The organism is Actinoplanes subglobosus, from assembly GCF_042650585.1.
GTDB classification, from domain to species: Bacteria; Actinomycetota; Actinomycetes; order Mycobacteriales; family Micromonosporaceae; genus Actinoplanes; species Actinoplanes subglobosus.
Window position 1 is genome coordinate 18300 of record NZ_JBHSBL010000015.1, and the last position, 25720, is coordinate 44019.

A 25720-nucleotide genomic window follows, 5' to 3' on the forward strand; every position below is an offset into this window, starting at 1 on the left:
ATTCGACGGCATGCCGCAGCTGGTGCTGCTGTGGGTCGAAGGCGGGTCGCGCCTGCCTTGACCTTTATCGATCACCGCCGCGCCGAGACCGCACCGCACCAACCGCTACGAAGAACGGCCTAATATCCCTGCTACTCAATTGGCGGACGGCGGGGGTTCGGATGGGTGCGAAGACGGCGTTGGTGGCGTTCGTCGACGGTGATCTTCCAGCGACGCTCAGGGCGGCAGCTCGACCGGCGGCGGCCGGGCTGGAACCGGGCGGCAGGTCGCGGTGTGGGCGAGGCCGAAGCGGTCGTGCGGCGGTTGTCACCCGGCTATGAAGTGACCCCCGCGGCGGGCGGGACTCTTCTCGAGGACTGCTATCCACCCGAAGACATCGTGTTCGTTGCCGTCATGCCCGGCGCCACCGTGTTGTGCGGCCGGCGGCTCGTCGCCGAGACTCCCTCCGAGCTGCCCGAACACCTGCTCGGGGAAGCGGCCGGCCGACGAATCCTGTTCCATTCCATGCATTCCGTCATCGACGCGCTGACGTTCGCCGTCTGCGAGGACGGCCGGCTGATCCGATCGTTGAGCGTTTCGCCGGATACCGGAATCGTCGAGAACGTCGGCGAGCCCTTCCTGTTCGAGCGCCCGTACTTGGCCGGCGAGCATCCGGTCACCTCGGTGTTTCCTGGCCAGGCACCGTATCCATTGCCGTTTCATCCGCTGGTTCTCGGCGAGGAGGCATTACGTGCTCTGTTCGGCTTCGTCATCGAGGGGCGCCCGCAGCCGGACGATGTCGACGCCGACAAGGTTCACCTGCACGGCTTCCGCGTCGCGGATCCGACCGGTCGGGAACAGGAGGTGCGCGAGGCCCACCTGCGGGAAGTGATGAGCCGCATGGGTCCGCCTCGTAGGTACCGGATGGGGCCGGACGGCGTGATGCAGGAAGTCGGCCGGGACGATCTGTCCTGATCGCCACCGGTTCCCGGGCGGCTCGATGACCGGAGTCCAACTGTCCCGGAACCCATAGGCCCGGGAAGCGGAGTCCAGGTGGTCCTGCTGCGGTGACGGCTGGGCGCGAACACACGCGGTTGGACCTCCTTCTCCGACGAGGGATCTCCCGGCGATTCGGCGATGGCTCATCCGCGGAAATCGGTCTAATGGGACACAAGGTCGCGAACTGTTCGGAGGTGGCGACGATGCCTGATCCGGAAGTCGACGTCCGCGCCGTCTGGTCTGATCTCTGCGCGGTGTCGCCGAGCCCTGAGGTCGCCGAGCGTCTGAGGTCTGACCCCCGCCTCGGGGTCCGGCCGCGGCATCCCGGCCTCGACGACGGCACGATCGTACCGCCGCCATCGGGTATGGCCGAGTGGGCCGTCCCGCCACGGGCGCGGCTTGCGGGAACGGTCCGCCTGGTCGTCGTGTTGGTGGAGTTTCCCGACCAGGAGATGACCCACACGGCGCAGCACTTCAACGACCTGTTCTTCTCACTCGATGTTCTGCCGAACGGCAGCGTGCGGGAGTACTTCCGCGAGGTCTCCGGCGGCCGGGTCGATCTCGTCGGGCAGACCGTGGGGTCGTTCCAGCTTCCGCAGACACTGGCCTGGTATGCCAACGGCAACTACGGCCTCGGCTCGCCGGGTGAGCCGGGGCGTGCCCCGGACATGGCCCGCGACACTGTCGCCGCCGCCGATCCGGCGGTCGACTTCGCGACGTACGACAATGACGGCGACGGGTACGTCGAAGGGTTCGTGATCGTCCATGCCGGCCCCGGCGGCGAGTCGACCGGCAACCGGGGCCACATCTGGTCACACAAGTGGGCCCTGCCGTCTGTCTACCCGGCCGACATGACGAAGGTCTACGGCTACCTGACGGTTCCGGAGGACGCACGGGTCGGTGTCTGTGCCCACGAGTTGGGCCATCTGCTGTTCGGGTTCCCCGACCTTTACGACACCGACAAGACATCCGAGGGCCTCGGCGACTGGTGCCTGATGGCGGCGGGCTCGTGGGGTGGGCAGGGTGACATCCCGGTGCACCCGTCCGCCTGGTGCAAGGTCAGCCAGGGATGGGTGACCGTCACGAACGTCACCACGGACGGCCGGCTTTCCCTCCCGGACGTCAAGTCCAGCGGGGAGGTGCATCGGCTGTGGACGGACGGACTGTCCGGCCCGGAGTACTTCCTGCTGGAGAACCGTCAGCGCACCGGCTTCGACCAGTCCCTACCGGATGACGGCCTGCTGATCTGGCACGTGGACGAGTCACGACCGGACAACACCGACGAGAACCATTACAAAGTGGCCCTCCTTCAGGCCGACGGCTACTTGAAACTGACCGGGCAGCCCTGACCGTAGGCGTGGTGCCCTCGCCGGCCGCGATCGGTCCGGGCGCACGGCTACCATCCACGCGTATCCGATGATGGCGAAGGTGGCGGGGCTGACATGGCTGGTTACTCGGGCACGCCACTGCACCGCAAGCTGGGCATCAAGGCGGGTCACCGGGTCGCCCTGCTCGGCGCGCCGGACGGATTCGCGGCCACCCTCGACGGCCTGCCCGACGGGGTCGTCATCCGGCCCGGTCTGGCCGCTGACGCGCCGGCCGACGTGATCGTGCTGTTCGTGACCGAGCGCCACGTGCTGCAGACCCGCCTCGACGAGGTCAGGCATGGCATGGCCCAGGACGGTGGCTTCTGGGTCGCCTGGCCGAAACGCGCGTCGAAGGTTCCCACGGACGTCACCGAGGACGTCGTTCGCGAGGTCGCCCTGCCGACCGGCCTGGTCGACAACAAGGTCTGCGCGATCGACGAGATCTGGTCGGGCCTGCGGCTCGTCATCCGCCGGGAGTACCGCACACCAGCCGATTGACGCCCGATACGAACCGTGCGCCCGCGTGGCTACGGCGAGAAGGTGCAAGATCGGAAACCGCGGGATCGGAGCGTACGGCATCGAGCCGATCCGAGCCTGTCCCGTGATTGGCGTCGGCCTGGATGGCGTCGACGCGCCAAGAGATGTCCGCCCATCTCGTATCTGCCGGCGGCCACCGCCGCACGCTGGTCGGCACACAACCGGCGGCGGCAGCGACCACGCCGGCCGGAGCACCGGAGCCGGTGCCGGAACCTGCGGCGGGTGGCCGCCGGCCGTCGCCGAACCGCAGATGCCTCAGCCTCGGAAATGACCACAGGGTGTCACCCGCGGCCGCGACCGATCGCGCTGCGACATCAGGCGGCTGCTCGCTCCAACTCGTCGCGGCGCACGTTCAGTCGTACGACGCCGGCGGTGACGTCCGCGATGTGTTCGCCGGAGACGTAGGCGTCGCTGGACAGCGCCCCGGTGCCGTCGATGCGGAGATACCCGGTTGCCATGAGCATCTCCGCGACTCCGGCGACGGTGTCCGGGCGGACGTCCGTGCCGGGCAACTGGACGGCGCTCACCGTGCCGGCGTCGTCGCCCGCGGAGTCCGTGACGATCATGCCGGCATCGATCCGCGCGACGACGGAGCTCTCGGTGGGTACGGCGGTCTCGAACTGGTCAATCGGCTGCATGTGAGTCGGTTTCCCGACGCCAGCCGTGTTGAAACGGCGGCCCGAGGAATCCGCCGACCTTTTCATTGCCGCCGCCCTTTCCCGAGAAAGGTCATGGAATCTGATTGGCAATCATTTCCCGGGGGATTCCGGTCCGATCAGATCTTCGGATGGGAGGCATGGTGAGCAATTCGGGGGCGAACGGCACGTCGGCGGTCCACCACGGGTCCGTCACACACGCCGCGGCGGAGGTCAAGGACACCGCCATGGAGCAGGCGCACCGGGTCGGCGCCGAAGCGCGGGCACAGGTGCGCACTGTCGTGTCCGAGGTGCGCGACAAGCTGGGCGAACAGGCCCGTACCCAAAGCGACACGCTGGTCACCTTCCTGCGGGAGGCCGTCGGCAACCTCGACGAGATGCGCGGTGACCGGCAGGACACACCGGCCGCGACCGTCGTCGCACGGGTCGCCGACAGTGGCCGCCAGTTCGCCGACTATCTGGACCGTCATGGTCCCGAAGGTGTGCTCCAGGAGGTTGAGGACTTCGCCCGGCGCCGTCCGGGAGCGTTCCTGGCGTCCGCCCTGGCGGCCGGCTTCGTCATCGGCCGGCTGGGTAAAGGCATCGCTGGGGCCGAATCCCATGGGGCCGAATCCACCGCCGGTTCCCCTCCCGATGGGGACACCGTCGTCTCCCCGGACCCGGCCGCGGGCCCACAGACCCTGCTCGACGAGTTCACCCGCCTGCAGCAACACCGGGTGGTCCGGCCGTGACCACTCATACTTCACGTCGCCGGGCCGGCGAGGACACCGGGACGTCGATCGGTGACTTGATCGGCGACATCAGCGACGACCTGTCCCAGCTGTTCCGCAAGGAACTGGAACTGGCCAAGGCCGAACTCAGACAGGAGGCGTCGAAGGCCGGCCAGGCGGCCGGCATGCTCGGCGGCGCGGTGTTCGCCGGCTGTCTCGCGGTCGTCCTGCTGAGTTTCGCCGCCGTGTTCGGCCTCGCCAACGTCATCGACGGCGGCTGGGCGGCACTCATCGTCGCCGCCGCCTGGGCGATCGCCGGCGGGGTGCTGTACATGAAAGGACGCAGCAGGTTGAAGACCGTCGACCCGGTCCCGCACCGGACCGTCGACACGCTCAAGGAGGACGCCCGATGGCTGAAGAACCCGAACGGCTGAGGCAGGACATCGAGAACACCAGGGCCTCGCTGACCCGCGACGTCGACCGGCTGGCCGACAGGGCCAGCCCCGGCCGGGTCGCGCAACGCCGGTGGCAATCGGTGAAGGAGAAGGTGATGGGCAGTGCCGACCACGTCCGCCAGCTGGCCGGCGACTCGACCGGTGCGGTTCGCGGCGCCCCGCAGGCCGCGATCGCACAGGCCCAGGGAAACCCGCTGGCCGCCGGGATCATCGCCTTCGGCGCCGGCCTGCTCGCCGCCACCCTCATCCCGGTCAGCGACACCGAACGCAGGGCCGGTCAACAGCTCAAAGACGGCGGCGGCGACCTGACCGACAAGGCCAAGGACATCGCCACCGAGATCAAAGACGATCTGACCGGTACGCTCCAGCACGCCGTCGAGGAGGTCAGAAGCACGGCCGAGGACGCCGCGGACACCACGAAGAACCGAATCCGGGCCCGCTCGTAGCCGGCTCACCGGGCAGGGATCACGGCCATGGGCTGTTGCGTGGTGGACGGTCCGCAGGAGACGCAGTCAAGCCCCGTCTTCAGGCCGCGGGCAGATGAACCTCGAAGCGACATCCGGGGCCGGTGTTGCGTACCCCCACTCGCCCTCCATGAGCCTCGACGAGGCCGCGCACGATCGCCAGGCCGAGCCCACCGCCTGCCGTGCCGTCGGTCTCCGGGGTGCGGGCGCGTTCGCCGCGGAACGCGACGTCGAAGACGCGGCCCAGGTCGCCGTCCGGGATGCCACCGCACGTGTCGGAGACGGCCAGCCACACACCGTCGTGCTCCTGACCGGCGGCGACCTGCACGGTCCCGTCCGCCGGTGTGTAACGCACCGAGTTGATCAGCAGGTTGGTGACGATCCGGGCGACCTCGCGTTCCCCGCCACGCACCAGTGGCCAGCCGGTGTCCGCGGCGACCAGGCGGATCCCGCGGTTCGCCGCGAGTGGCGCGACGCCGGCTATCGCGTCGGACACGACCTCGCCCAGCGGCACCGTGGTGGGCACCAGGTGCAGCGCGCCCGCGTTGATCCGGGACAGTTCGAACAGGTCGTCGACCAGGCGGGTCATCCGGTCGGTCTCGACCCGGATCCGCCGGTGGTACTCAGCGACGGTGGCCTCGTCGCGGATGATGCCGTCCTCGAGGGCCTCGGCCATCGCCCGGAGCCCGGCCAGCGGGGTCCGCAGATCGTGCGACACCCACGCGACGAGCTCACGCCGGCCGGCCTCCAGGTGACGTTCGCGGTCGCGGGCCGCCTGCGCCCACACCGCGGCGGCCGCCAGCCGGTGGCCGAAGACGGCGCCGACCGTGAGACTGATGACGGCGGACGCGGCCACCGTGACGAGAACGACCCACAGGTCGTGCGCGGACAGGAACATCGCCTGAGCGACCGTGGCGACACCGGCGACCACGGCGAGGACGGTCACCGCCAGCAGGACCAGGACGTGCACGAGGACGGAACGGCCACGTAACAGCCGCAGCACCCCGGCGCCGGCCAGGCCGACCACTCCGCCGGCGGCCAGCGCGTACAGCCCGATCAGCAGGGTGTCCTTCACCGGCCCGGCCCCTGATCGGCCGGGTCGTAGCTGTAGCCGACACCCCACACGGTCCGGATCCGGGCGGGCTCGGCCGGATCGTCCTCGATCTTCTCGCGCAGCCGCCGGACGTGGACCGTCACCGTCGACTGGTCGCCGAACTGCCACCCCCACACCCGTTCCAGCAGGTCGGCGCGCGACCACGCCCGGCCCGGGTTGCTCATCAGGAAGACCAGCAGGTCGAACTCGCGCACCGTCAGCGACAGCGGGACGCCGCCGCGGTCGGCGACCCGGCGCGCGGTGTCGACGGTCAGATCCGCGTCGCGCAGCGTCACCGGGTGCCCGGGGCTCGGGGCCCGCGCGCCGGTGCGGCGCAGCACCGACTGGATCCGCAGGACGAGCTCGCGCGGGGAGAACGGCTTGGTCACGTAGTCGTCGGCGCCGACCTCCAGCCCGAGGACCCGGTCGGCCTCCTCGCCGAGGGCGGTGAGCATGACGACCGGCAGGCCGGGCAGCTGGCGGCGGATCCGGCGGCACACCTCCAAGCCGTCGATGCCGGGCATCATCAGGTCGAGCACGACCAGGTCGGGATGGTGGGCCGCGATCGCGGCGAGGCCGTCGGCGCCGTCGGCGGCCAGGTGGACCTCGCAGCCGGCCTGCTCCAGGTAACGGCGCACGACGTCACTGACGGTGGCGTCATCGTCGACGACCAGCACGCGATGTCCCATCCCGGCCACGCTACACATCACCGGATCGCCCGCCGGGCTCCCCGGGCCTTTCGGAATCCTTACGGTTCGCCACCCACCAGCGCCGCAGCACGGCGGCGACGGCGAGGGCGAGCAGGACGGCGAGAAGATTGCGGGGGTACGGCAGAGGCAGCGCCGACGGATTGTCCGGCGGGCGCCCGAACCCGAGAACCAGCGGCAGCGCCACGACCGTCACCGATACCGCGCAGAGGATCGCGGTGATCACCGCCGGCCGGTGCCGCCGTGGCACGTGACGTGCGAGGAGGGCCCCGGTGGCGAGGACGGCAGGCATCCAGATCAGGTCGTGGGCGAGCAGCACCGCGACGAGGAAGATCAGTACGCCGGCCGGCTCCACGTCCGGGTCGTGCAGGGCGCCGGCCACGGCGTACCCCATGATCGGAATGGAAACGGCGGCCAGCACCGCCCGCGTCCTCATCGGGGCCCCAGGACGGTGATCCGGCCGACCCATTTGGTCTGCAGCACGCCGGGGCGGTTCGGGGCGATCAACCGGGCCGGATAGCCGTGATCCGGATGCAGCGGCTCGCCACCCAGCCGCAGTGCGATCAGGGTGAGTTCGTCGCGGGTGTGTCCGGGCGGGACGGTCGTGGACCGGTAGCGTCCCGCCGTCTGTACCGACTCCACCAGCACGGTGGCCCGGTCCGGATCGTCGCCGACCAGGGCCACCAGGTCACGCAGGCGGACACCGGACCACTGCCCGTCGGCGCTCCAGCCTTCGACGCAGGCGATCGGCAGGCGCGCGGTGTGCTGCCGCATCAGCGCCAGGTCGGTGAGGCCGAGGCTCACCGCACGCCGGGTTCCGGTGACCACCAGCCGATACCGCGGGTCGGTGATCACGGAGCCGACTCCGGCCCCGGCGGCGGTCGCGTTGACCGGCAGGCCCTGTGGGCCGATCCGCGGGTTGCGGGGCGCGAACAGTGCGAGACCGGCCAGCGGCCGGACGGTCTGCCCGACGGTGGTCACGGTGATCAGCCCGGCGGGGCCGCCGACGGCGCCGAGCAGACCGCGACGGCTCAGCCCACCGGATTCGCGCGGCACGGCACGGCGGGCGAGGGCGGAGCTGATGACCGGCAGCTGTACGGCGATGTGCAGGAGCACGGCACCGAGAAGAAGCCAGGCCATCCAGTAGTGGGCGGCGGTGAAGAAGAACGGCATCGGGGCATACCAGCGCGAGACGTTGAGCACGCCACTGACCACCTGGAAGAGGGCGGCGGCGACCAGCACGGCGACACCGGCGCGTTCGGCGGCGTGCACGACCGACCGGATCGGCGGCCAGGTGAACAGGCGCGGGAAGACCGACCACAGTTTGGCGCCGAGCAACGGCACCGTGGCCAGGCCGGTCGCCACGTGCAGGCCCTGCGTGAACCGGTACAGCCCGGCGGGCCGTGACGGCCACGGGAACCACCCGGGCGGGTGCTGGATGAGGTGGCTGATCAGGCCGGTGACGAAGCAGACGGCGAACGCCGCCCCGAGCGCGACACCGAGCAGGCTGGTCAGCCGCGCCGACCGCAGCGCCGAATCGAATCGTGCCGGGCGCAGCGGTGCCCGCCACCATCGGCCGGGTCCACCGGTCAGCGGGGCGTCAGAGTGGTGAACCATCGGCCGGCCTCCGTCCAGGTCTCGATGACACGCAGGCAGGTCGCCGCGGCCAGCGCGGGCAGGTCGCCGACGGGGACGCTGGCCCAGAGCAGGGGACCGCCCCGGCCGTCCGGCGTCCGCACGGTCGCGACACCGGACCACGCCGCGGTACCGGGCGGCGCCAGTTCGGCGTGCAGGCGGCCGTCGGCACCGAGCAGTTCACGGCAGCGCAGCAGGAGCCGGTGCGGGTCACCGCCGATGCCGATGTTGCCGTCGGCCAGCAGCAGATGCCGCCAGCGTCCCGAGCCGGGCACCGGGTCGAAGACGTCACGGCGCAGCGCGATCGCGCCGCGCTGCCGGGCCAGACGGACCGCGGCGGCGCTGATGTCGATGCCGAGGGCCGGACGGCCGGAGCCGGCCAGCGCGCCGGTCAGCCGGCCCGGTCCACATCCGACGTCGAGGGTCGGGCCGGTGCAGCGGCCCAGCAGCGCGGTGTCGCCGGCGACGACGTCCCGGCACCAGGCGCCCGGGTCGAAACGCAGCAGCCCACCGCCGGCGTGGTGGGCGGTGAAGGCGGCGGGAACACCGGCCGCGGCCCGGCTGATGGCGGAGTCGAAGACCGCGACGCCGCTCATCCGGCGGCCATCTCGGTGGCGACGGCCCGGACGAAACGGCTGCCTGCCGGGCACATCGTGGCGACCGCCCGGGCGTCGGCGGCGGTGTCCACGTCACGCAGCCGGGGCAGGAGACGAACCCGCAGGCCACGGTGGCGCAGGGCGGTCAGCGTACGGTCGCCGGTGGTCGCCGTCGACGTGGGGACGGTACGCAGCACCTCGGCGTGGCGCGGGTCGCGCAGGCCCAGTGCCCACCAGCCACCGTCGTCGGCCGGCCCGAGCACCGCGTCGGCTTCCCGGTCGTCGTCCAGCAGCCGCAGTGCCGTGCCGAGGTGGCCGGCGGCGGTGAGTTGCGGAGTGTCCATGCCGATCAGCAGCGCCGCCGTGCCCGGGATACGGGCGTCCGCGAACGCGTCGGCGAGCCGGTCACCGAGCGGGCCACCGTGCTGGGGCAGCGCCGTCCAGCCCGATGGTGCTGGATAGTCGCCGTCGACGACGAGCAGGTGCGCGCCCGCCGTGACCGCGCCCGCGGTGTCGAGGGTGTCGGCGAGCGCTGCGGCGGCGATCCGGGCCGCCTGCTCGGGGGTGCAGGGCGGGCACAGACGGGTCTTGACCCGGCCCGGGACCGGCGTCTTGGCCATCACCAGGATCTGCGGCGCGCTCACCGGGCCAGCACCGCGCCCATGTCGTGGATGGCCCGCAGCGTGCCGAGCACGGTCCCGGTCACCTTGGAACGGGTACCGGCCGCCCGCGGGTGGTAGTCGACGTCGACCTCGACCACCCGCCACCGGGCGCGACCGGCGGCGATCAGCAACTCCAGCGGGTAGCCGAACCGGCGGTCCCGCAGGCCCAGGCCGAGCAGGTCGTCACGGCGTACCGCCCGGATCGGCCCGATGTCGTGCACCGGCAGGCCGGCGGTGCGCCGCAACCGCCGGGCGAGGACGGCATTGGCCGCCCGGGCGTGCAGCGGCCACGCACCCGGCGCCGCCGGACGCCTCCGGCCGGTGCACAACTCGGCCACGCCGGCGCGGACCGGCCCGGCCAGCAGCGGCAGTTGCGCCGGGTCGAAGGAACCGTCGGCGTCCATCACACACACCACGCCGTCGTCCGGGCCGGCGGCCAGCACCCCGGCGTGCACCGCCGCGCCGTACCCCGGTTCGGCCTCGATGATCACCTCGGCGCCGTGGGCGCGGGCCACCGCGGCCGTCCCGTCGGTCGAGCCGTTGTCCACCACGATCGGCCGGTAGCCGGCCGGCATCCGGGCCAGCAGGCCGGGCAGGGCCGCGGCCTCGTTCCGGCAGGGAAGCACCACATCGGTCATGCAGCGGACGCTAGGACCTGATCGGCCGGGAAATCCTTACGTCGCGATGACGAGGTCTTACGAAACGATGACGTGACCAGGCAGTTCTTACGATCCGCTGACGGACGGCCGCGACCGGCACCGCGGGGCGGCGGCCGGCCCTACCGTCGGCGCCGTGACTCACGTACTCGTCACCGGCGGTGCCGGTTTCATCGGAACCCATGTCGTCAGCGCGCTGCTCCGGGCCGGCCACCGGGTGAGCGTGGCCGACGCCGGCCATCCCGGCGCACACCGCACGCCGCCGCCGGACACCGTGGCCGGTGCCCCCCTGCACCGGGTGGACCTGCGGGACCGGGCGGCGGTCGCCGGCCTCCTGGACGGCGTCGACGTGGTGGTGCATCAGGCCGCCATGGTGGGTCTCGGGGTGGACCTCGACGACCTGCCCGAATACGTCGGCTGCAACGACCTCGGCACCGCCGTCCTGCTCGCCGGGATGGCCCGCGCCGGCGTCCACCGGCTCGTCCTGGCCAGCTCGATGGTCGTCTACGGGGAGGGCTCCTACACCTGTGAGCGGCACGGCGTGGCCCGTCCCGAGCCGCGGACGATCGCGGATCTCGCCGCCGGCCGGTTCGAACCGCCGTGCCCGATCTGCGGGACCGCACTGCGGCCCGGGCTGGTCGACGAGGACGCGCCACTGGATCCGCGCAGTGTGTACGCCGCTACGAAGGTCGCCCAGGAGCACCTCACCGCGGCGTGGTCCCGGCAGACCGGCGGTGCCGTCGTGGCGCTGCGCTACCACAACGTGTACGGGCCGGGCATGCCGCGCGACACCCCGTACAGCGGTGTCGCGGCGATCTTCCGGTCGGCGCTGGAGTCCGGCCGGGCGCCGCGGGTGTTCGAGGACGGTGGTCAGCGGCGCGACTTCGTGCACGTGCGGGACGTCGCCGAGGCCAACGTCGCGGCCCTGACCGCCACCGGTACGCGGGCCGGCTGGCGCGCGTACAACGTCGCCTCCGGCCATCCCGTCACCATCGGTGAGATCGCCGGCGAGCTGGCCCGTGCCGCCGGAGGCCCGCCGCCGGCCGTCACCGGTGAGTTCCGGCTCGGCGACGTGCGGCACGTCGTCGCCTCACCGCGGCGAGCCGCGGCCGAACTGGGATTCCAGGCGACGGTGAGTCCCGCCGCCGGGATCGCCGAGTTCGCCTCCGCCCCGCTGCGCGGATGAGCGCCCGCCCCCGCAACCGTCCCGGCCGCGCCGACCTGGTCGCCGTCGCCGTCGCCGTCGGCCTGTTCGCGCTGGCCGCGATCGTCGGCGCGGTGCTGCACCGGATGGGACGGCCGGTCTACGCCGGAGCACCGCCCCTGCTCGCGCAGTGGCTGCCGCATGTCGGTCCCGGCACGCCGCTCGCCCTGCTGGTGGCCGTGCTGGTCTGGTGGCGGGGACCCGCGACGGCGGATCGGCTGGCCTGGCGGCCACTGCTGGCGCTGTCCTACGTGGCCGCCGTGGGGTGGACGCTGTCGCTGGCACTGATCGACGGCTGGCAGCGCGGTATCGCCGACCGGCTGACCACCGAGCACGAATACCTGCACGAGGTCCCCGGCATCACCGACATCCCCGCCACCCTGGCCACGTTCACCACCCGGATCCTCGACTTCCAGCCCGACTCGTGGACCACCCACGTGTCGGCCCACCCACCGGGAGCGCTGCTCGTCTTCGTCTGGCTCGACCGGGCCGGGCTCGGCGGCGGCGCCTGGGCCGGGCTGCTGTGCATCCTGGTCGCCGGCCTGGTGGCGGTCGCGGTGCCGCACACGGTACGGCTGCTCGGCACCGACCGGGCAGCCCGTGCCGTGGTGCCCTTCGTCGTGCTGTTCCCCGGCGCGGTCTGGTTCGGGGCGTCGGCCGACGGCCTGTTCGCGGGAGTGACCGCCACGGGTGTCGCGCTGCTGGCCCACGGTGCGAGCCGGGGCCGTGCGGTGGCCGCGGTCGCGGGTGGTGCCCTGCTGGCGTTCGGCTGCTACCTGTCGTACGGGCTCGTCCTGATGGCCGCCCTCGCCCTCGGGGTGGTCGTCTCGGCCGGGCCCCGGTGGCGTACCGCGCTCTGGGCGCCGGCCGGGGCGGTGCCGGTGGTGGCCGCGTTCACCGTGAGCGGCTTCGATTGGTTCACCGGCTACCACCTGCTCATCGAGCGCTACTACCAGGGCATCGCCGCGGACCGTGCGTACGGCTACTGGGTGTGGGCGAACATCGCGCTGATGGTCGTCTGCGCCGGCCCGGCGGCGGCGGTGATCCTGCGCCGGGCGGTGACAGCCGTGCGCCCGCGGGCCCGTCACGCCGGGTGGGTGCTCCCGCTGGCCGCCGCCTGCGCGATCATCGCCGCCGACCTGTCGGGCTACAGCAAAGCCGAGGTGGAGCGCATCTGGCTGCCGTTCGCGGTGTGGCTGACGGCCGGCGCGGCACTGATCCCGCCCGCCGATCGCCGCACCTGGCTGGCCGTGCAGGCGATCGTGGCCCTCACGGTCAACCACCTGCTCCTGACGGTCTGGTAGGCCGGCCCGCTCTACAGCGGGCGGACCGCCACGGCCGAGAAGCGGGCGGTGGCCGAGCCGGTGACCGCCGGCCAGGGACAGGCCGTCAGCAGCTCGGACGCGTCGTCGTCCCGCGTCCCGTTGACGGACACCTCGGCGGTCAGCCGGTCCGGAGTCCGGTTGACGAACACCTTGATCCCGCTGGGGCCGGCCGGGTCGAGCAGGCCGGTGACGTCGGCCCGCCCGAGGATCTCCGCGTCGCGCAGGGTGTCGCTGAGCGCCTCGAACTCCTCCGGGTGCTCGCCGTAGTAGACGATGTTCGACGAGACCGTCTGCCAGCCGGGGACGCCGGGAGCGCAGCCCTCGCGGTGCAGTGTCTCGGCGAAGCGTCCCTTCGACCCGGTGGCCAGTTCGAGGAAGCAGGCACCCGAGGTACGGATCCACAGTTGCGCGGCCATGCCGGCCGGGTCGCTGCCGAAGCCGGTCACGCAGTCGACAACGGTCGACCCGCCCTTCCTGGCCTTGAGCGTCCACCCGATGTCCCGGTGGTCCGGGGCGCCGTCGTGAACGTCCAGCAGCATGACGACCCAGCCGGTGTGGCGCCCGAACAGCATGCGGTCGCCGACGACGGCCTCCCGGGCCAGCTCGGGTGCCCGCATGCCGATCTCGTGGTAGAGCCGGAACAGCAGCTCGCCGTCGGCCGGCTCGGGTGGTGCGGACGGATCGACCGGAGGCCGGTCCGGATAGCTCGGCGACGGCGCTTTCCTACTACGGTTCCAGAACACGCCCGCACCTTAACCAGAAGATCAACAAGAGGCCAGCCGGTGAATTGGTCAGTCGTTGTCGTTGGCCAGGGTCTCGTAGATGTCGGCGGACAGCTCACCGGCGACCTGCACCGGCGCGGGCTCGACGGCGGTCCGCCCGTAATCCGAGATCCGGATGATCAGCGGCGGCTCCGGTTCCACGGGGTCGGCCGGCTGCGACGCCATCCGCTGCTCGGGCATCGTGACGACGAACTCGGTGAGCCGGCCCTGGTCGTCGAGGGTCGCGCGGAACGGCATCGCCTTCGCCCCCACCCCGTACAGGTAGGCCGGGTCGGAGAGCAGCGGCCCGAGTGCCGGATCCTGCCTGGTGGCGTCGAGGGTGCCGGTGATGACGTCGCCGGCGCGCTGGGCGGTCGTCACCGCGGCGATCAGGGTCCCGGCGCCGGTGGCGTCAGGCTGGCCGGTCGTCGGGAGCGTCGCCATCGTGTCCAGGTGGCTCAACGATTCGTCGGCGGCGGCAGCCGTCAGCTTCTTCTCGTCTGCGCGTACCCAGTTGCTGCCGTTCAGCTGGTCGAAGGCCGTCATCGCCGCCTCGCCCTGGGCGCCGGTGACATGCTGCTGGAAATAGGTGCGGTACTGCTCGTGCTGCTCGGGACTACCGAAGATCAGGTAGCGCATGTAAAAGCCGGACCCGGTGCGCAGCACCCGGAAGGTGTCGGAGTGCTCGATCAGCACGCTGTCCGGCAGATGGACCGTGGCCCGGCGGATGTCGGCGACCCAGCCCGCGCCGGTCCGGGTGAAGGTGTAGTCGCCGTCGGCCAGACCGGACAGCGAGTTCTGCAGCGTCTGCACCGCGTCCCCGGTGCCGGACGGCGGCAGGTCGTCCTCGTTGCGCGGGGCCAGCACGGCGATCCCGGCGGTCACCAGCACGACCGCGGCCGCCGTCACCGCCGCGCCCACCATCCGCCGGTGCCGGCGGACACGACGGCCGGCGTTCAGCACCGCCTCGGGGGCCAACGGCTCGGTGGCACGGGCCATGTCGTTCATCGCTGTCCTCAAGTGGTCATGAGTGGGCATCAGTTGCTCCATCGGGCGGTCATCGGGCCGGCGTCGCTGTGTCCCGTGGGCGGTGGCTCGTCGGTGAGGACGACCCGCAACTTGCGCAGAGCGCGTGAGCAGGTGGACTTCACCGTGCCGAGGCTGACACCGAGGGCCTCGGCGGTGTCACGTTCGGAGCAGTCGTCCAGGTAGCGCAGCACGACGATGGTGCGTTCCCGGCTGGTCAGCCGATCGAGGGCGGCGAGCAGGGCCCGGCGGTCCTCGACGGTGTTCTCCGGGGTGGCGGGCTGGTCGGGCAGCTCGCCGACCGGCTGCTCGTGGCGTTGCTGGGCGGTGCGCCACCAGTCGGTCACCGCGTTGGTCACCGCGCGGTGCACATAGCCGTACGGGTCGTCGTGCTCGATGTGCCGCCATCGCTGGTAGGCGCGGACGAGCACCGTCTGCACGATGTCCCGCGCCTGCTCGTGCTGACCGCAGAGCAGCTCCGCATGCGCGATGAGCCGACCCGAACGCTGCGCCACGAACTCGATGAACGTCTCGTCGCTGTGACGGCGGCGTCTGATCTTCATGCTGGTTAGACGTAGCCGGCCGGACAAAGGTTGAGGAGCGGTGATCATCCGGTGCGCTTTAGGACGGGAAGTGTCCTGAGTGATCCCTAGCGTGTGCCGCGTGACGAACAGCCAAACGGGCGTGCGCCCGTTCCGTATCGACATCCCGCAGTCGCAGCTCGACGACCTGAGGACCCGCCTGGCCGGCGCCCGGTGGCCGGCGGAACTGCCCGGGGTCGGCTGGAGCCGCGGGGTTCCCGCCGGGTATCTGCGGGAGATCGCCGACCACTGGCGCACCGGCTTCGACTGGCGGGCCCAGGAGGCGGCCCTCAACCAGCACCCGCAGCACCTGACCACCATCGACGGGCAGAACGTGCACTTCCTGCACGTGCGCTCGCCCGAGCCGGACGCCACGCCGCTGATCCTGCTGCACGGCTGGCCCGGAGCAGTGGCCGACTTCCTCGACGTCATCGGGCCGCTGTCCGACCCCCGCGGCCACGGCGGTGACCCCGCCGACGCCTTCCACCTGGTGATTCCGTCGCTGCCGGGGTTCGGGTTCTCCACCCCGCTGGCCGGGCCGGGGATGAACGCGGACCGGATGGCCGGGATCTTCGCGCAGCTGATGGCCCGGCTCGGATACGACCGGTACGGCGTGCACGGCTACGACTGGGGCGCGTGGATCGCCCCGAAGGTCGGCCGGCAGGACCCGGATCGGGTCACCGGTGTCCACGCTGCGGCGCTGGTCACCGTCCCGGCCGGCGCCGACGGCGAGTTCGACGGTCTCAGCGAGCCCGATCAGCAGCGCTGGCAGCGGATGCGGCACGGCAACGACGCCTATCTTCAATGCAACAGCAAAAGGCCACAGACGGTGGGGTACGGCCTGACGGACTCGCCGATCGGTCAGCTCGCCTGGATGGTGGAGATCTACAAGGAGCACACCCATCCCGAGGACGGGCTGCCGGAGGACAGCATCGACCGGGACCGCATCCTCACCGGCGTCTCGATCTACTGGCTGACCGCGACCGCGGCGTCGTCCGCCCAGATCTACTACGAGGAGTTCTCCGTCTTCACACCGCCCGGGCCGCGTGGCACGGTGCCCACCGGGGTGCTGGTGTCCGCCACCGACAACACGATCCGGCCGTGGGCCGAACGCGACCACAACGTCGTGCACTGGACCGAACTCGGCAAGGGCGGCCACTTCCTCGCCATGGAGACCCCCGGCCTGCTGATCGACGACATCCAGACGTTCTTCCGGAAGCTCCGGTGAGCAGCTTCCGTAAACCTTCGCCACGCATCCCGGACGCGGGATCCCGGGTCTTCAGGTTGTCCGCTTTCGAGCCCTGGATGACGGGGACATTCGTCTACTCGAATCTCGTCGGTACTCGGTGAAGATCTCGCCGAGGACGTGCTGCGCCTCGGCGAGGTCCTCCGCGTCCTCGGGATCGTCGATGGTGGCGGGGCAGTCGGCGAGGGTCTTCCAGAGGGCCCAGCCACGACCGCGCGCCCATGTCGCGTCGTCGACGGCCAGCCGTTCGCGGAAGGCCCGCCGGCCGTCGGCAGTCAGCAGGGTCCAGGCGATCGCCAGGTCGCAGGCCGGGTCGCCGACACCGCATGTCCCGAAGTCGATGACGGCCGTCAACCGGCCGTCGGCGAGCAGCAGATTGCCCCGGGCGATGTCCCCGTGGAACCAGCGGTCCACGCCGTCCCAGCGGCTGTCCAGTGCCCGCGCCCAGATCTCGCGGACCAGGCCGGCGTCGACCCGGCCGCCCAACTCGTCGAGCGCGCCGCCGAGCAGCCCGTCGAAGGTGCGCAGTGTCCCGCCCCGGAACCAGTTGTGCACTCCCGGCCGCGGACCGCCGGTGGTGTCGATGCCCTGCAGGGCCGCCAGGAACCCGGCCAGGTCGAGCGCGAACCGCACCGGATCGGCGATGCGGTCCCGGCGGGCGGGCTCGCCACCGATCCATCGGTAGATCGACCAGGGGTGCGGGTAGTCCGCGACCGGCTCGCCCTTCGCCAGGGCGACCGGAACGGGCAGCGGCAGCTGAGCGGCGAGGACCGGGAGCCACCGGTGTTCCTTGTCGACCGCCAGGGCGTACTCGGCGGCGCTGGGCAGGCGCACCAGCCTTTCGGGGCCGAGATGGAAGGTGAAGTTGTCCCAGCCGCCCCTGGCGACCGGCTCGACCGGCAGATCAGCCAGCTCCGGGAACTGGCGGCGGACGAGCCGGCGCACCAGTGCGGCGTCGACGGTGACGCGCTGCGGCCGTGGCCCGAGATCCGGGACATCCTCGTCTGACATGGCCCGATTATCGCGTCTCCCGGACGGATCACAGGGTGCTGATCAGGCCGCCGTCGATGGTGAAGTCGGCGCCGGTGATGTTCGTGGCCCGGGCGCCGGCCAGGAACGTCACCAGGTCGGCGACCTCCTCGGGGCGGGTGAACCGGCCGGTCACCGCGTCGCTCGCGGCCCGTTCGGCGACGGCTTCCGGGCGGCCGCCGGTGGCGCTCGCGACGGCCGCAGCCACCCCGCCGTCGCCCAGCCACAGGTCGGTCGCGACCGGGCCCGGGCTGACCGTGTTGACCCGCACCCCGGCCGGGCCGACCTCTTTCGACAGCGACTTGCAGAAACTGGTGAGCGCGGCCTTCGCGGCGCTGTAGTCGATCACCAGTGGATCGGGCAGGGCGGCGTTGACCGAGCTGACCGTGACGATGCTGCCGGCGTCACCCGCCAGGAGCGCGGGTAGTGCGGCGCGGGTCATCCGTACCGCGGAAAGGAGGTTGATCGTCATGGTCGTGGTCCAGTCGTCGTCGGTGACCGACAGGAAACCGCCGAGCCGCGGACGGACCGCACCCACGTTGTTGACCAGCACATCCAGGCGCCCGAACAGGTCGAGTGCGGCCGTGACGACGCCCGGCGGCTGATGCGGATCGGTCAGATCCGCCGTCACCGCGCGCACCCGGCCGCCGTCCTCCAGCGCCTTCAGCTCCGCCGAGCCGTTCTTCGAGACCGCCACCACCGACGCACCCTCGGCGAGCAGCGCGCGCGTGACGGCCAGGCCGATGCCGCGGCTGGCCCCGGTGACGATGGCGCTCTTGCCGGACAGACCAAGATCCATGTCAAGATCCCTTCGGTGGTACGGGCTCAGAGGCCCTGCCGCCGCAACCAGGACAGTGCCTCGCCGGCGACGTCACGCCAGCCGCTGTCGATGGTCAGCGAGTGACCCCTGCCGGGGAAGTCGGTGATGTCGGTGACCGCCTCCGAGTGCCGGTACTGCTTGAGCGTCGCCCGGACCACCGCCTCCGGAACCGTGTGGTCCTTGCCGCCGCTCATCAGCAGCAGCGGCCCGCGCGACGCGTTGCCGGTGTCGACCTTGGCGGGGGAGTGCGGGTCGAAGTTCGCGGCGGCGGCCTCGAACAGCGGCTTGCCCGGCGCCGGGATCGTCCACTGCTCGAACAGCGCGTCCGACTCCTCCTCGGGGATCGCGTTGCCGAACGCGAACCGGAACTGCTTGGCGGTCAGCGACACCGCGCGGTGCCTGTTCGCCGGGTTCTTGAACACCGGCAGCGTGGCCCGCAGTGCCGACAGCGGCAGTGGCAGCACGCCCTTGATCTGCGCGGCGTCGATCGCCACGGCGGCCCGCGCCAGATCCTGGCCGAGCAGCTTCTGCGCGATCATCCCGCCGAACGAGTGACCGATCAGGATCGGCGCCGCGTCGAGGCCGCGGATGATCTGAGCGAAGTGGTCGACCACGTCGTCGATGCCGTGGTCGGCGATGCTCTCCGGGTTCTCGCGGGCCTCGGCCACGGTGTCCGGATCACCCGGCCAGCCGGGGGCGATCGGCGCGTAGCCCTCCGCGGCGAACAGGTCGATCCAGGGGGCCCACGACGTCGCGTGCAGCCACAGCCCGTGGATGAAAACGATCGGAGTCGGTGTCGTCATGTGCACAGGACATCAGCCCGGCCGGGCGCCGCGAATCAGGGAAACCCCACAGTCCCCGGGACCGCCTTGCGCCCGAACCCGGGGGATTCCTAGGGTCGGGCGGTGACACGGGAGCTGTTCGTCGGCAGGGAGCGGGAGTCCGGGCAGCTGCGGACCTGCGCCGACCGGGTCCGCGCCGGGGATTCGTGGCTGGCGGTGGTCGAGGGCGAGGCCGGGATCGGCAAGAGCGCTCTCGTCCGCGGGCTCACCGGGTCGCTGGCGGACTTCACGGTTCTCCGGGCGGTCGCCGACCCTTCCGAGAGCGATGTGCCGTACGGCGTGCTCGAACAACTCGCCCAGGAGGCCGGTTTCGCCGCCGGCGCCGCCCCGCACGTCGCCGGGGGCCGATTGCTGCTGCTTCTCGGCGAGTTGCAGCAGGCCGGGCGGCCGGTCGCGGTGATCGTCGACGACCTGCACTGGGCGGACCGGCTGTCGGTGCAGGCGCTCGGGTTCGTCCTGCGCCGGCTGTGGGCCGACCGGGTCCTGACCGTCCTGGTGACCCGTCCGGAAGCCGGCCCCGCCGCCGAGACACTGGACCGGCTGCTGCGCTCCTCCGACCGCACCACGAGACTCGAACTGGGCGGACTCGACGCCGGCGAGGTCGGCCGGCTCGCGCAGGCTCTCGCCGACAGCGCACCCGCGCCCGGCGTCACCGAGCGACTGCACGCGTGGACCCGGGGGAACCCGCTGCACATCCGGACCGTGCTGGCCGAGGTCCCCGCGGAGGTGCTGCGCGACGGTTCGGTGGACCGCTGGCCGGTGCCCCGCACCCTGCTCGCCGGCATCGGGACCCAGCTCGCCCACCTGCCCGGCGAGTCCCGCGAGCTGGTCGAAGCGCTTGCTGTCCTGGACGCCCGGACACCGCTGTCGACGATCGGCCGGCTCGCCGGTGTGCCCGATCCGGCCCGCGCGCTCGGGCCGGCCCTGACCGCCGGGCTCGCACAGTGGTGGCCGAACGAGCCGCAGAGCCCGGTCGAGCTGGTGCACGCCCTGCACCGCGACGCGATCTACGACGGCCTCGCCCCGGACCGGCGGCGCACCCTGCACGCCGGCGCCGCGCACCTGGTCGGCACGGCCGCGTCCTGGGCGCACCGGGTCGCCGCGGCCACCAGCACCGACGAGGTTCTCGCCGCCGAACTGGAGCGATCCGGGACGGACGAGGCCACGAACGGGCGCAACGCCGTGGCCGCCACCCGACTGAGCTGGGCCGCCTCCCTGTCGGCCGGCCGTGCGGACCGGGAGCGGCGGCTGCTGACGTCCTGCGCCCAGTCGTTGCTGGCCATGCGGCCCGAGCGGGTGACGCCGTTGCGCGGGCCGATCGAGGACTGCGCGGACGGCCCGCTGCGCAGCTGCGTGCTGGGCATCTTGGACCTGATGGGCGGCCGGATCCCGACCGCCGAGGAGAACCTGACCCGGGCCTGGCGGGACGCCGCCGGCTCGCCCGGTTCCGGCTGGATCGCCGGGCTGGCCGGCATGTTCCTGGCCCAGATCATGATCTGGACCGGCCGGGGCGCGGAGACCACCGAGATCGCCCGCCGGACCCTGACCGCCGGCGGTCTCGACCCGGCCACCACCGACCTCACCCGGGCGCTGCTGGCCACCGGCCGGATGTGGCACCTGGGTCCGCGGGCCGCTCTCGGCGACCTCACCCACCTGCCGGAGGCCAGCTCCGAGGTCCGCGACGACGGGCTCGACAGCCTGGCCACCCGTGGGGTGATGCGGCTGTTCCTCGGCGAGATCGCCCGGGCCCGCGCCGACCTGTGGACCGTCGCGCTGCGCGACCAGCAGGGTGCCGGGTCCAAGCTCGCCGCCGCCACCCTGGCCCTGCAGTCGGTGGTGCACTACCTGGCCGGGGAGTGGGACGAGAGCGAAGCCGCCGCCGACCGCGCCCAGGCCGTCGCGGTCGCCCACGACCATCTGATCTTCGACTCGGCGGCGCGGTTCGCGGCCGTCTGCGTCGAGGCCGGCCGCGGCGAATGGGACCGTGCCGGCGAACGACTCGACGACCTGTCCCGGCTGGTGCGGACCCTCGGATCACCGCCCGAGATCGTCTACTCGTCGCTGGCCGCGGCGACCGTGGCGCAGGCTCGGGCCGACCACGCCGGGATACACCGGGCGCTGCGGCCGCTGCTCGACGACCTCCGCCCCCGGTTCACGCCGTTCGCCCTGTGGCAGCAGTCCCTGCTGGTCGAGGCACTGATCGGAACCGGCCGGGCCGACGACGCCGCGACCGTGCTGGACGAGCTGCGGGAGGCCCACGACGGGACCGGCTACCTGCGTGACGTCGTCGCACGCCTCGCCGGGCAACTCGCCGAAGCGCAAGGACGGCCGGACGACGCCGTCGCCGTCTACCGGGCGGCGCTGGCCACCGAACCGGACGCCGACACCGCGCCGCTCTACCGGGCCGTGCTGGAACACGCCTGCGGCAGGCTGCTGCTGGCCACCGGGTCCCGGCGCGACGCCGCTAGCCTGCTCATCGCGGCCCACCGCGGGTTCACCGCGCTGCGGGCCGCGCCGTTCCTGGCCCGGTGCGAGCAGGACCTGGCCGCCGGTGGGCTGACCGTGGCCGGCGACGACTCCGGCCGGTCACCGGCGGTGACGCTGACCGAGCGGGAGAAGTCGGTGGCCTACGTGATCGCGAGCGGCCGCACCAACCAGGAGGCCGCCGCCGAGCTGTACGTCAGCCAGAAGACCGTCGAGTACCACCTGTCCAACATCTACGCCAAGCTGGGCATCTCGTCGCGGCGACTGCTCGCCGAGGCGTTGCGCGGCCGTGACCCCAGGGGCGACGACTAGGGTCCGACCCCAGGTGATCCGGACACTTCGGGTGATCTGCTGGACAGGTGATCCCCTTCATCGGCCGCGTCGACGAGCAGCGGGTCCTCAACGGCCTGGTGGCCGGTGTCCGGGAAGGACACAGTGGCACCCTGGTCCTCGTCGGCGAAGCCGGAACCGGCAAGACCACCCTCCTCGACCGAGCCGTCGAGGACCGCGAGGACATCCGCGTCGTACGGATCTCCGGCGTCGAATCGGAGAGAGTCCTCGGGTTCGCGGCCCTGCACCGGCTGCTGCGCCCCTGGCTGTCCGCGGTGGACACCCTCCCGCCCCCGCAGCGCGACGCCCTGCACACCGCGTTCGGCCGGCTCGCCGGAGTCACCGCCGACCGGTACCTGGTCAGCATGGCCGCGCTCACCCTGCTCGCCGAAGCCGCCACACCGCAGCCACTGCTGTGCGTGATCGACGACGCGCACTGGCTGGACCGGGAATCGGCCGAGGTGCTCGCCTTCGTGGCACGCCGCCTGCACGCCGAATCCATCGGCCTGCTGTTCGCCACCCGCCCCTACGGAACCACCGCCGTCGACGGTCTCCCCGTCCTGACCGTGCCCGGGCTGCCCGGTGACGACGCCGGAACCCTGCTCGCGGCCGGCACCACCGGACACCTCGACGGCACCGTCGCCGCCGCCATCGTCGCCGGCACCGGCGGCAACCCGCTGGCCCTGGTCGAACTCGCGCAGAACCTCACCGCCGAGCAACTGACCGGGATCGCTCCGCTGCCCGATCCGCTACCGGTCGGTGCCCTGCTGGAGAACCATTTCCTGCGGCAGGTCCGGTCGCTGCCGGAGCAGACGCAGACGCTGCTGCTGATCCTGTCGGCCACGCCTCCGGGAGATCAGGTCCTGCTCTGGCGGGCCGCCGGTCACCTCGGCGTCGCCGCCGACCGGGCCGACCCGGCACTGGCCGCCGGAGTCCTGACCGCCGGTCTCGACTTCCGGCACCCGCTGATCCGCTCGGCCGTCTACCGGGGCGCCGACCCCGCCGCCCGCCGACGCGTCCACGCGGCCCTCGCCGCGGTGTGCGATCCGGTCCTCGACGTGGACCGCCGTGCCTGGCACCGCGCCGAAGCGACCATCGGCCTCGACGAACAGGTGGCCACCGAACTGGTGGAGGCAGCCGACCGCGCGTCGGTCCGCGGTGGGCACGCCGCCCGCGCCGCCTTCCTGTCCCGGGCCGCGGACCTCAGCCCCGATCCGCGCACGCAAGCCGCCCGTCTGGTCGCGGCGGCCCGCGCGCATCTGGTCCTCGGAGATCCCGGCGCCGCCCACGAGATGCTCGAACGGGCCGAACGCGGGCTCGACGAACCGGTGCTGCGGGCCGTCGCGCGGCAGACCCGGGCGACCGTCGAGATGTACTCCGACCGGTTCGCCCGCACGCCCGCCACCCTGCTGGAAGCGGCCCGGTCGATCGCCGGGCTCGACGACAGCCTGGCCCGGAAGATGATGTTCGAGGCGCTCCAGGCCGTGCTGTTCACCGACCACCGGGTCACCGCGGTGCCGCTGCCCGAGCTGTCCCGCCAGGTGCTGACGTCCCCCATCGGATTACCGGAAAACCCGACATGCAGCGACCTCTTCCTGTACGGCTACGCCAACCGTGTCGCTGTCGGCTACCGCCCGGCCGTACCGTTGCTGAGGGCCGCGCTGACCGCCCTGGCCAGTGACGACAACGTGGAGCGGGAGGTGTTGCCGCTCGCCGTGGTCAGCCGGTATGCGGCCGACGAGCTGTGGGACGACGAGGCCGGCCGGCAGGCGTGGAAACGGCTCGAAGCCCGCGACCGGGCCACCGGAGCCCTCGGCACGCTCCAGACCACGATCATGGTGGGCGCGGTGTGGGAGCTGCGGGCCGGCCGGTTCGCCGCGGCCGGGGCGCTGCACGACGAACTGACCGAACTCGCCGCCGTGGTCGGGCACGCGCACCGGATGGGCATCCAGCGCATCGAGTGGCTCGCCTGGACCGGGCGGGAGGAACAGATCCGGGCGGTGGCGGCCGAGCCGGGCATCGGATTCGACGACCACGTGCAGGGTTGTGTGGCGGTGCTGGAGATCGCCCTGGGCCGCTACCAGGAGGCGCTGGCCTGCCTGCTCCCCTGGGTGGACCGCGACTGGCCCGGTGCCGCCGTGCGGTCCCTGCACGAGATCGTCGAGGCCGGGGTCCGCGGCGGTGATCACCGGGCGGCCAAGGCAGCGCTCGCCCGGCTGGAGGAGCGGGTGCCGGTCAGCGACACCCCGTGGGGATGGGGGCTGCTCGCCCGCTGCCGGGCGTTGATGGCCGACGACTCGCACGCCGAACCGCTCTACCGGGAGGCGATCGAGCAGCTCGGCCGGACTCAGGTGGCGACCGAGCTGGCCCGGGCCCATCTGCTGTACGGGGAATGGCTGCGGCGGTGCCGGCGTCGCGGGGATGCCCGGGTGGAGCTGCGGACGGCGTACGACATGTTCTCCCGGATGGGTGCCGAAGCGTTCGCCGAGCGTGCCCGGGTGGAGTTGGCGGCGACCGGGGAGAATCCTCTGCGGATCGGCGACCGGGCCGGTCAGGGCCTTCTCACCGCCCAGGAGAGACAGGTGGCGAGCCTGGCCGCCGGTGGGGCGACGAACAGCGAGATCGCGGCGCGGCTGTTCCTCAGCACGTCGACCGTCGAATACCACCTGACCAAGGTGTTCCGGAAGCTGGGCATCACCTCGCGCCGTAGGCTCGCTCAGGCCCTCGGCGGTTGAAGCACGCGCAGGCCGAGCAGATCCGCTGCCTGGCGTGCGATCTCCCCGGCGATCGTGACGTCCGTGGCGCCCGGCGTGCGTTCGGCATCCGGCCGGTGAACCACCGACCGGTCCTCCCGGCCGCCGATCCGGTCCACTCGGCCCTGGCGGTCGAGGAAGACGATGATGCCGAGTTCCCGCAGGTCGGCGAGCAGTTCGGTCTCGGTGACGCCCGCCTTGGCCGCGAATCCGCCGCAGGTCTCCTCGTCCATGGAGAGGAAGTGCAGGCCGGTGACGGCGGCCCGGAACTCGTCGAAGGTCAGCACCGTGTAGAGGTCGTGCGGCACCACGTCGACCCACAGAAGGCCGCCGGTCTCCCGCAACGCCGACACCGCGGCCCGCCGGATCCGATCGGCGGCGTCGTTGAAATACAGGTACCCACTGATCGATCCGACGACGTGCCGGTGACTCGCGGCCGCGCGCCGGATCGACGCGTCGACGTGCCCGGGTGACATCGCGGCGATGCCCGCCGCGTCCGCCACCATCACCCGTCCGCCGTCGTGCGGGTACAGGAGCACGACCCGCCCGGTGCGGCAGCCGGTGCCGACCTCGACGTCATGCCGCTGCCCACGCCGGTCGAGCTCGGACAACAGGTACGCGCCCAGACCATCGGGTCCGAGGTCGCCGCCGGGCGTCGCGAGACCGCCGACCACCGACACCACCACGGAGCCGAACCCGGCCTGCTCGAACCCGGCACAGGCGTGCAGCGGCGCACCACCGACCTGGACGGTCACCGGTGACTCGGCGTAGTGCCATGAGCCGGGCGATCGCGGCAGCGCCAC

26 protein-coding genes are annotated in these 25720 nt (G+C 72.2%); 11 read left to right on the forward strand and 15 right to left on the reverse strand.

Features of this window, described 5'->3' with window-relative positions:
* Positions 1-273: 273 nt before the first annotated feature.
* From ACFO0C_RS14770 to ACFO0C_RS14780, 3 genes are all read left to right on the forward strand, one after another.
* Positions 274-954 carry a DUF6928 family protein gene (locus ACFO0C_RS14770; RefSeq protein ID WP_378067170.1) on the forward strand — a complete coding sequence of 227 codons (681 nt, stop codon included), beginning with the start codon at positions 274-276 and terminating at the stop codon, positions 952-954.
* Between the two features lie 227 nt (positions 955-1181).
* On the forward strand, positions 1182-2327 hold the full coding sequence (locus tag ACFO0C_RS14775) for a M6 family metalloprotease domain-containing protein (RefSeq protein WP_378067171.1): 1146 nt from the start codon (positions 1182-1184) through the stop codon (positions 2325-2327).
* A gap of 93 nt (positions 2328-2420) precedes the next feature.
* Positions 2421-2843, forward strand: a complete 423-nt coding sequence (locus tag ACFO0C_RS14780; RefSeq protein ID WP_378067172.1) for a DUF3052 domain-containing protein — start codon at positions 2421-2423, stop codon at positions 2841-2843.
* A gap of 353 nt (positions 2844-3196) precedes the next feature.
* On the opposite strand, the gene ACFO0C_RS14785 is transcribed toward ACFO0C_RS14780, so the two are convergent.
* Positions 3197-3520, reverse strand: coding sequence for a hypothetical protein (locus ACFO0C_RS14785; protein WP_378067173.1), 324 nt, complete (start codon positions 3518-3520; stop codon positions 3197-3199).
* Positions 3521-3678: 158 nt separating this feature from the next.
* On the opposite strand from ACFO0C_RS14785, the gene ACFO0C_RS14790 reads away from it, so the two are divergent.
* From ACFO0C_RS14790 to ACFO0C_RS14800, 3 genes are read left to right on the forward strand one after another with little or no spacing between them, the layout of a single operon-like run.
* Positions 3679-4269: a hypothetical protein gene (locus tag ACFO0C_RS14790; RefSeq protein WP_378067174.1), complete on the forward strand. Its 591-nt coding sequence runs from the start codon at positions 3679-3681 to the stop codon at positions 4267-4269.
* Positions 4266-4682 (forward strand): phage holin family protein, encoded by a 417-nt coding sequence (locus tag ACFO0C_RS14795; protein ID WP_378067175.1) that lies wholly within the window; start codon positions 4266-4268, stop codon positions 4680-4682. Before ACFO0C_RS14790 ends, ACFO0C_RS14795 begins: the two co-directional genes overlap by 4 nt.
* The gene (locus tag ACFO0C_RS14800) at positions 4658-5149 is read left to right on the forward strand and encodes a DUF3618 domain-containing protein (protein ID WP_378067176.1); all 492 of its coding nucleotides are present in this window, start codon (positions 4658-4660) and stop codon (positions 5147-5149) included. The genes ACFO0C_RS14795 and ACFO0C_RS14800 overlap by 25 nt, the downstream gene beginning before the upstream one ends.
* 79 nt (positions 5150-5228) lie before the next feature.
* On the opposite strand, the gene ACFO0C_RS14805 is transcribed toward ACFO0C_RS14800, so the two are convergent.
* The 7 genes from ACFO0C_RS14805 to ACFO0C_RS14835 are packed head-to-tail and all read right to left on the reverse strand — an operon-like array spanning position 5229 to position 10498.
* The gene (locus ACFO0C_RS14805) at positions 5229-6242 is read right to left on the reverse strand and encodes a sensor histidine kinase (protein ID WP_378067177.1); all 1014 of its coding nucleotides are present in this window, start codon (positions 6240-6242) and stop codon (positions 5229-5231) included.
* Positions 6239-6949 carry a response regulator transcription factor gene (locus ACFO0C_RS14810; RefSeq protein ID WP_378067178.1) on the reverse strand — a complete coding sequence of 237 codons (711 nt, stop codon included), beginning with the start codon at positions 6947-6949 and terminating at the stop codon, positions 6239-6241. The genes ACFO0C_RS14805 and ACFO0C_RS14810 overlap by 4 nt, the downstream gene beginning before the upstream one ends.
* A gap of 10 nt (positions 6950-6959) precedes the next feature.
* A complete protein-coding gene (locus tag ACFO0C_RS14815) occupies positions 6960-7361 on the reverse strand; it encodes a hypothetical protein (RefSeq protein WP_378067179.1) in 402 nt (133 codons plus the stop codon).
* Positions 7362-7399: 38 nt separating this feature from the next.
* Positions 7400-8584 (reverse strand): molybdopterin-dependent oxidoreductase, encoded by a 1185-nt coding sequence (locus ACFO0C_RS14820; RefSeq protein WP_378067180.1) that lies wholly within the window; start codon positions 8582-8584, stop codon positions 7400-7402.
* A complete protein-coding gene (locus ACFO0C_RS14825; RefSeq protein WP_378067181.1) occupies positions 8557-9198 on the reverse strand; it encodes a class I SAM-dependent methyltransferase in 642 nt (213 codons plus the stop codon). The genes ACFO0C_RS14820 and ACFO0C_RS14825 overlap by 28 nt, the downstream gene beginning before the upstream one ends.
* Positions 9195-9818 (reverse strand): TIGR04282 family arsenosugar biosynthesis glycosyltransferase, encoded by a 624-nt coding sequence (locus ACFO0C_RS14830; protein ID WP_378067665.1) that lies wholly within the window; start codon positions 9816-9818, stop codon positions 9195-9197. Before ACFO0C_RS14830 ends, ACFO0C_RS14825 begins: the two co-directional genes overlap by 4 nt.
* Before the next feature lie 20 nt (positions 9819-9838).
* Positions 9839-10498, reverse strand: a complete 660-nt coding sequence (locus ACFO0C_RS14835) for a glycosyltransferase family 2 protein (protein ID WP_378067182.1) — start codon at positions 10496-10498, stop codon at positions 9839-9841.
* Positions 10499-10652: 154 nt separating this feature from the next.
* Here ACFO0C_RS14835 and ACFO0C_RS14840 point away from each other — a divergent pair, with 154 nt between their 5' ends.
* Complete coding sequence (locus tag ACFO0C_RS14840; RefSeq protein ID WP_378067183.1) at positions 10653-11702, forward strand: NAD-dependent epimerase/dehydratase family protein; 1050 nt, start codon at positions 10653-10655, stop codon at positions 11700-11702.
* Positions 11699-13024: a hypothetical protein gene (locus tag ACFO0C_RS14845; protein WP_378067184.1), complete on the forward strand. Its 1326-nt coding sequence runs from the start codon at positions 11699-11701 to the stop codon at positions 13022-13024. Before ACFO0C_RS14840 ends, ACFO0C_RS14845 begins: the two co-directional genes overlap by 4 nt.
* Before the next feature lie 11 nt (positions 13025-13035).
* Here the strand turns inward: ACFO0C_RS14845 and ACFO0C_RS14850 are convergent, their stop codons facing one another.
* Genes ACFO0C_RS14850 through ACFO0C_RS14860 form a run of 3 tightly spaced genes read right to left on the reverse strand, consistent with a single transcriptional unit; the run spans position 13036 to position 15395 of the window.
* Complete coding sequence (locus ACFO0C_RS14850; RefSeq protein WP_378067185.1) at positions 13036-13788, reverse strand: DUF6348 family protein; 753 nt, start codon at positions 13786-13788, stop codon at positions 13036-13038.
* A 48-nt stretch (positions 13789-13836) separates the two neighbouring features.
* Positions 13837-14844, reverse strand: a complete 1008-nt coding sequence (locus ACFO0C_RS14855) for a hypothetical protein (RefSeq protein ID WP_378067186.1) — start codon at positions 14842-14844, stop codon at positions 13837-13839.
* Positions 14844-15395 (reverse strand): SigE family RNA polymerase sigma factor, encoded by a 552-nt coding sequence (locus ACFO0C_RS14860; RefSeq protein WP_378067187.1) that lies wholly within the window; start codon positions 15393-15395, stop codon positions 14844-14846. Before ACFO0C_RS14860 ends, ACFO0C_RS14855 begins: the two co-directional genes overlap by 1 nt.
* 121 nt (positions 15396-15516) lie before the next feature.
* On the opposite strand from ACFO0C_RS14860, the gene ACFO0C_RS14865 reads away from it, so the two are divergent.
* Complete coding sequence (locus ACFO0C_RS14865) at positions 15517-16641, forward strand: epoxide hydrolase family protein (RefSeq protein WP_378067666.1); 1125 nt, start codon at positions 15517-15519, stop codon at positions 16639-16641.
* Between the two features lie 51 nt (positions 16642-16692).
* On the opposite strand, the gene ACFO0C_RS14870 is transcribed toward ACFO0C_RS14865, so the two are convergent.
* From ACFO0C_RS14870 to ACFO0C_RS14880, 3 genes are read right to left on the reverse strand one after another with little or no spacing between them, the layout of a single operon-like run.
* Positions 16693-17670, reverse strand: a complete 978-nt coding sequence (locus ACFO0C_RS14870; RefSeq protein ID WP_378067188.1) for an aminoglycoside phosphotransferase family protein — start codon at positions 17668-17670, stop codon at positions 16693-16695.
* Positions 17671-17698: 28 nt separating this feature from the next.
* A complete protein-coding gene (locus tag ACFO0C_RS14875; protein WP_378067189.1) occupies positions 17699-18487 on the reverse strand; it encodes an SDR family NAD(P)-dependent oxidoreductase in 789 nt (262 codons plus the stop codon).
* Between the two features lie 26 nt (positions 18488-18513).
* On the reverse strand, positions 18514-19311 hold the full coding sequence (locus ACFO0C_RS14880) for an alpha/beta hydrolase (RefSeq protein WP_378067190.1): 798 nt from the start codon (positions 19309-19311) through the stop codon (positions 18514-18516).
* Between the two features lie 102 nt (positions 19312-19413).
* On the opposite strand from ACFO0C_RS14880, the gene ACFO0C_RS14885 reads away from it, so the two are divergent.
* Together ACFO0C_RS14885 and ACFO0C_RS14890 are read left to right on the forward strand one after the other, a co-directional pair.
* Complete coding sequence (locus ACFO0C_RS14885; RefSeq protein ID WP_378067191.1) at positions 19414-22146, forward strand: helix-turn-helix transcriptional regulator; 2733 nt, start codon at positions 19414-19416, stop codon at positions 22144-22146.
* Between the two features lie 47 nt (positions 22147-22193).
* Complete coding sequence (locus ACFO0C_RS14890; RefSeq protein ID WP_378067192.1) at positions 22194-24899, forward strand: helix-turn-helix transcriptional regulator; 2706 nt, start codon at positions 22194-22196, stop codon at positions 24897-24899.
* On the opposite strand, the gene ACFO0C_RS14895 is transcribed toward ACFO0C_RS14890, so the two are convergent.
* Positions 24881-25720: a hypothetical protein gene (locus tag ACFO0C_RS14895; protein WP_378067193.1), complete on the reverse strand. Its 840-nt coding sequence runs from the start codon at positions 25718-25720 to the stop codon at positions 24881-24883. The genes ACFO0C_RS14890 and ACFO0C_RS14895 overlap by 19 nt on opposite strands.

Bases quoted from the DNA above. Each gene is read 5' to 3' on its own strand.
- ACFO0C_RS14775 (WP_378067171.1), top strand. From the start codon at position 1,182: ATGCCTGATCCGGAAGTCGACGTCCGCGCCGTCTGGTCTGATCTCTGC.
- ACFO0C_RS14780 (WP_378067172.1), top strand. From the start codon at position 2,421: ATGGCTGGTTACTCGGGCACGCCACTGCACCGCAAGCTGGGCATCAAG.
- ACFO0C_RS14785 (WP_378067173.1), bottom strand. From the start codon at position 3,520: ATGCAGCCGATTGACCAGTTCGAGACCGCCGTACCCACCGAGAGCTCC.
- ACFO0C_RS14790 (WP_378067174.1), top strand. From the start codon at position 3,679: ATGGTGAGCAATTCGGGGGCGAACGGCACGTCGGCGGTCCACCACGGG.
- ACFO0C_RS14800 (WP_378067176.1), top strand. From the start codon at position 4,658: ATGGCTGAAGAACCCGAACGGCTGAGGCAGGACATCGAGAACACCAGG.
- ACFO0C_RS14810 (WP_378067178.1), bottom strand. From the start codon at position 6,949: ATGGGACATCGCGTGCTGGTCGTCGACGATGACGCCACCGTCAGTGAC.
- ACFO0C_RS14815 (WP_378067179.1), bottom strand. From the start codon at position 7,361: ATGGGGTACGCCGTGGCCGGCGCCCTGCACGACCCGGACGTGGAGCCG.
- ACFO0C_RS14820 (WP_378067180.1), bottom strand. From the start codon at position 8,584: ATGGTTCACCACTCTGACGCCCCGCTGACCGGTGGACCCGGCCGATGG.
- ACFO0C_RS14825 (WP_378067181.1), bottom strand. From the start codon at position 9,198: ATGAGCGGCGTCGCGGTCTTCGACTCCGCCATCAGCCGGGCCGCGGCC.
- ACFO0C_RS14830 (WP_378067665.1), bottom strand. From the start codon at position 9,818: ATGGCCAAGACGCCGGTCCCGGGCCGGGTCAAGACCCGTCTGTGCCCG.
- ACFO0C_RS14835 (WP_378067182.1), bottom strand. From the start codon at position 10,498: ATGACCGATGTGGTGCTTCCCTGCCGGAACGAGGCCGCGGCCCTGCCC.
- ACFO0C_RS14845 (WP_378067184.1), top strand. From the start codon at position 11,699: ATGAGCGCCCGCCCCCGCAACCGTCCCGGCCGCGCCGACCTGGTCGCC.
- ACFO0C_RS14855 (WP_378067186.1), bottom strand. From the start codon at position 14,844: ATGCCCACTCATGACCACTTGAGGACAGCGATGAACGACATGGCCCGT.
- ACFO0C_RS14860 (WP_378067187.1), bottom strand. From the start codon at position 15,395: ATGAAGATCAGACGCCGCCGTCACAGCGACGAGACGTTCATCGAGTTC.
- ACFO0C_RS14870 (WP_378067188.1), bottom strand. From the start codon at position 17,670: ATGTCAGACGAGGATGTCCCGGATCTCGGGCCACGGCCGCAGCGCGTC.
- ACFO0C_RS14875 (WP_378067189.1), bottom strand. From the start codon at position 18,487: ATGGATCTTGGTCTGTCCGGCAAGAGCGCCATCGTCACCGGGGCCAGC.
- ACFO0C_RS14880 (WP_378067190.1), bottom strand. From the start codon at position 19,311: ATGACGACACCGACTCCGATCGTTTTCATCCACGGGCTGTGGCTGCAC.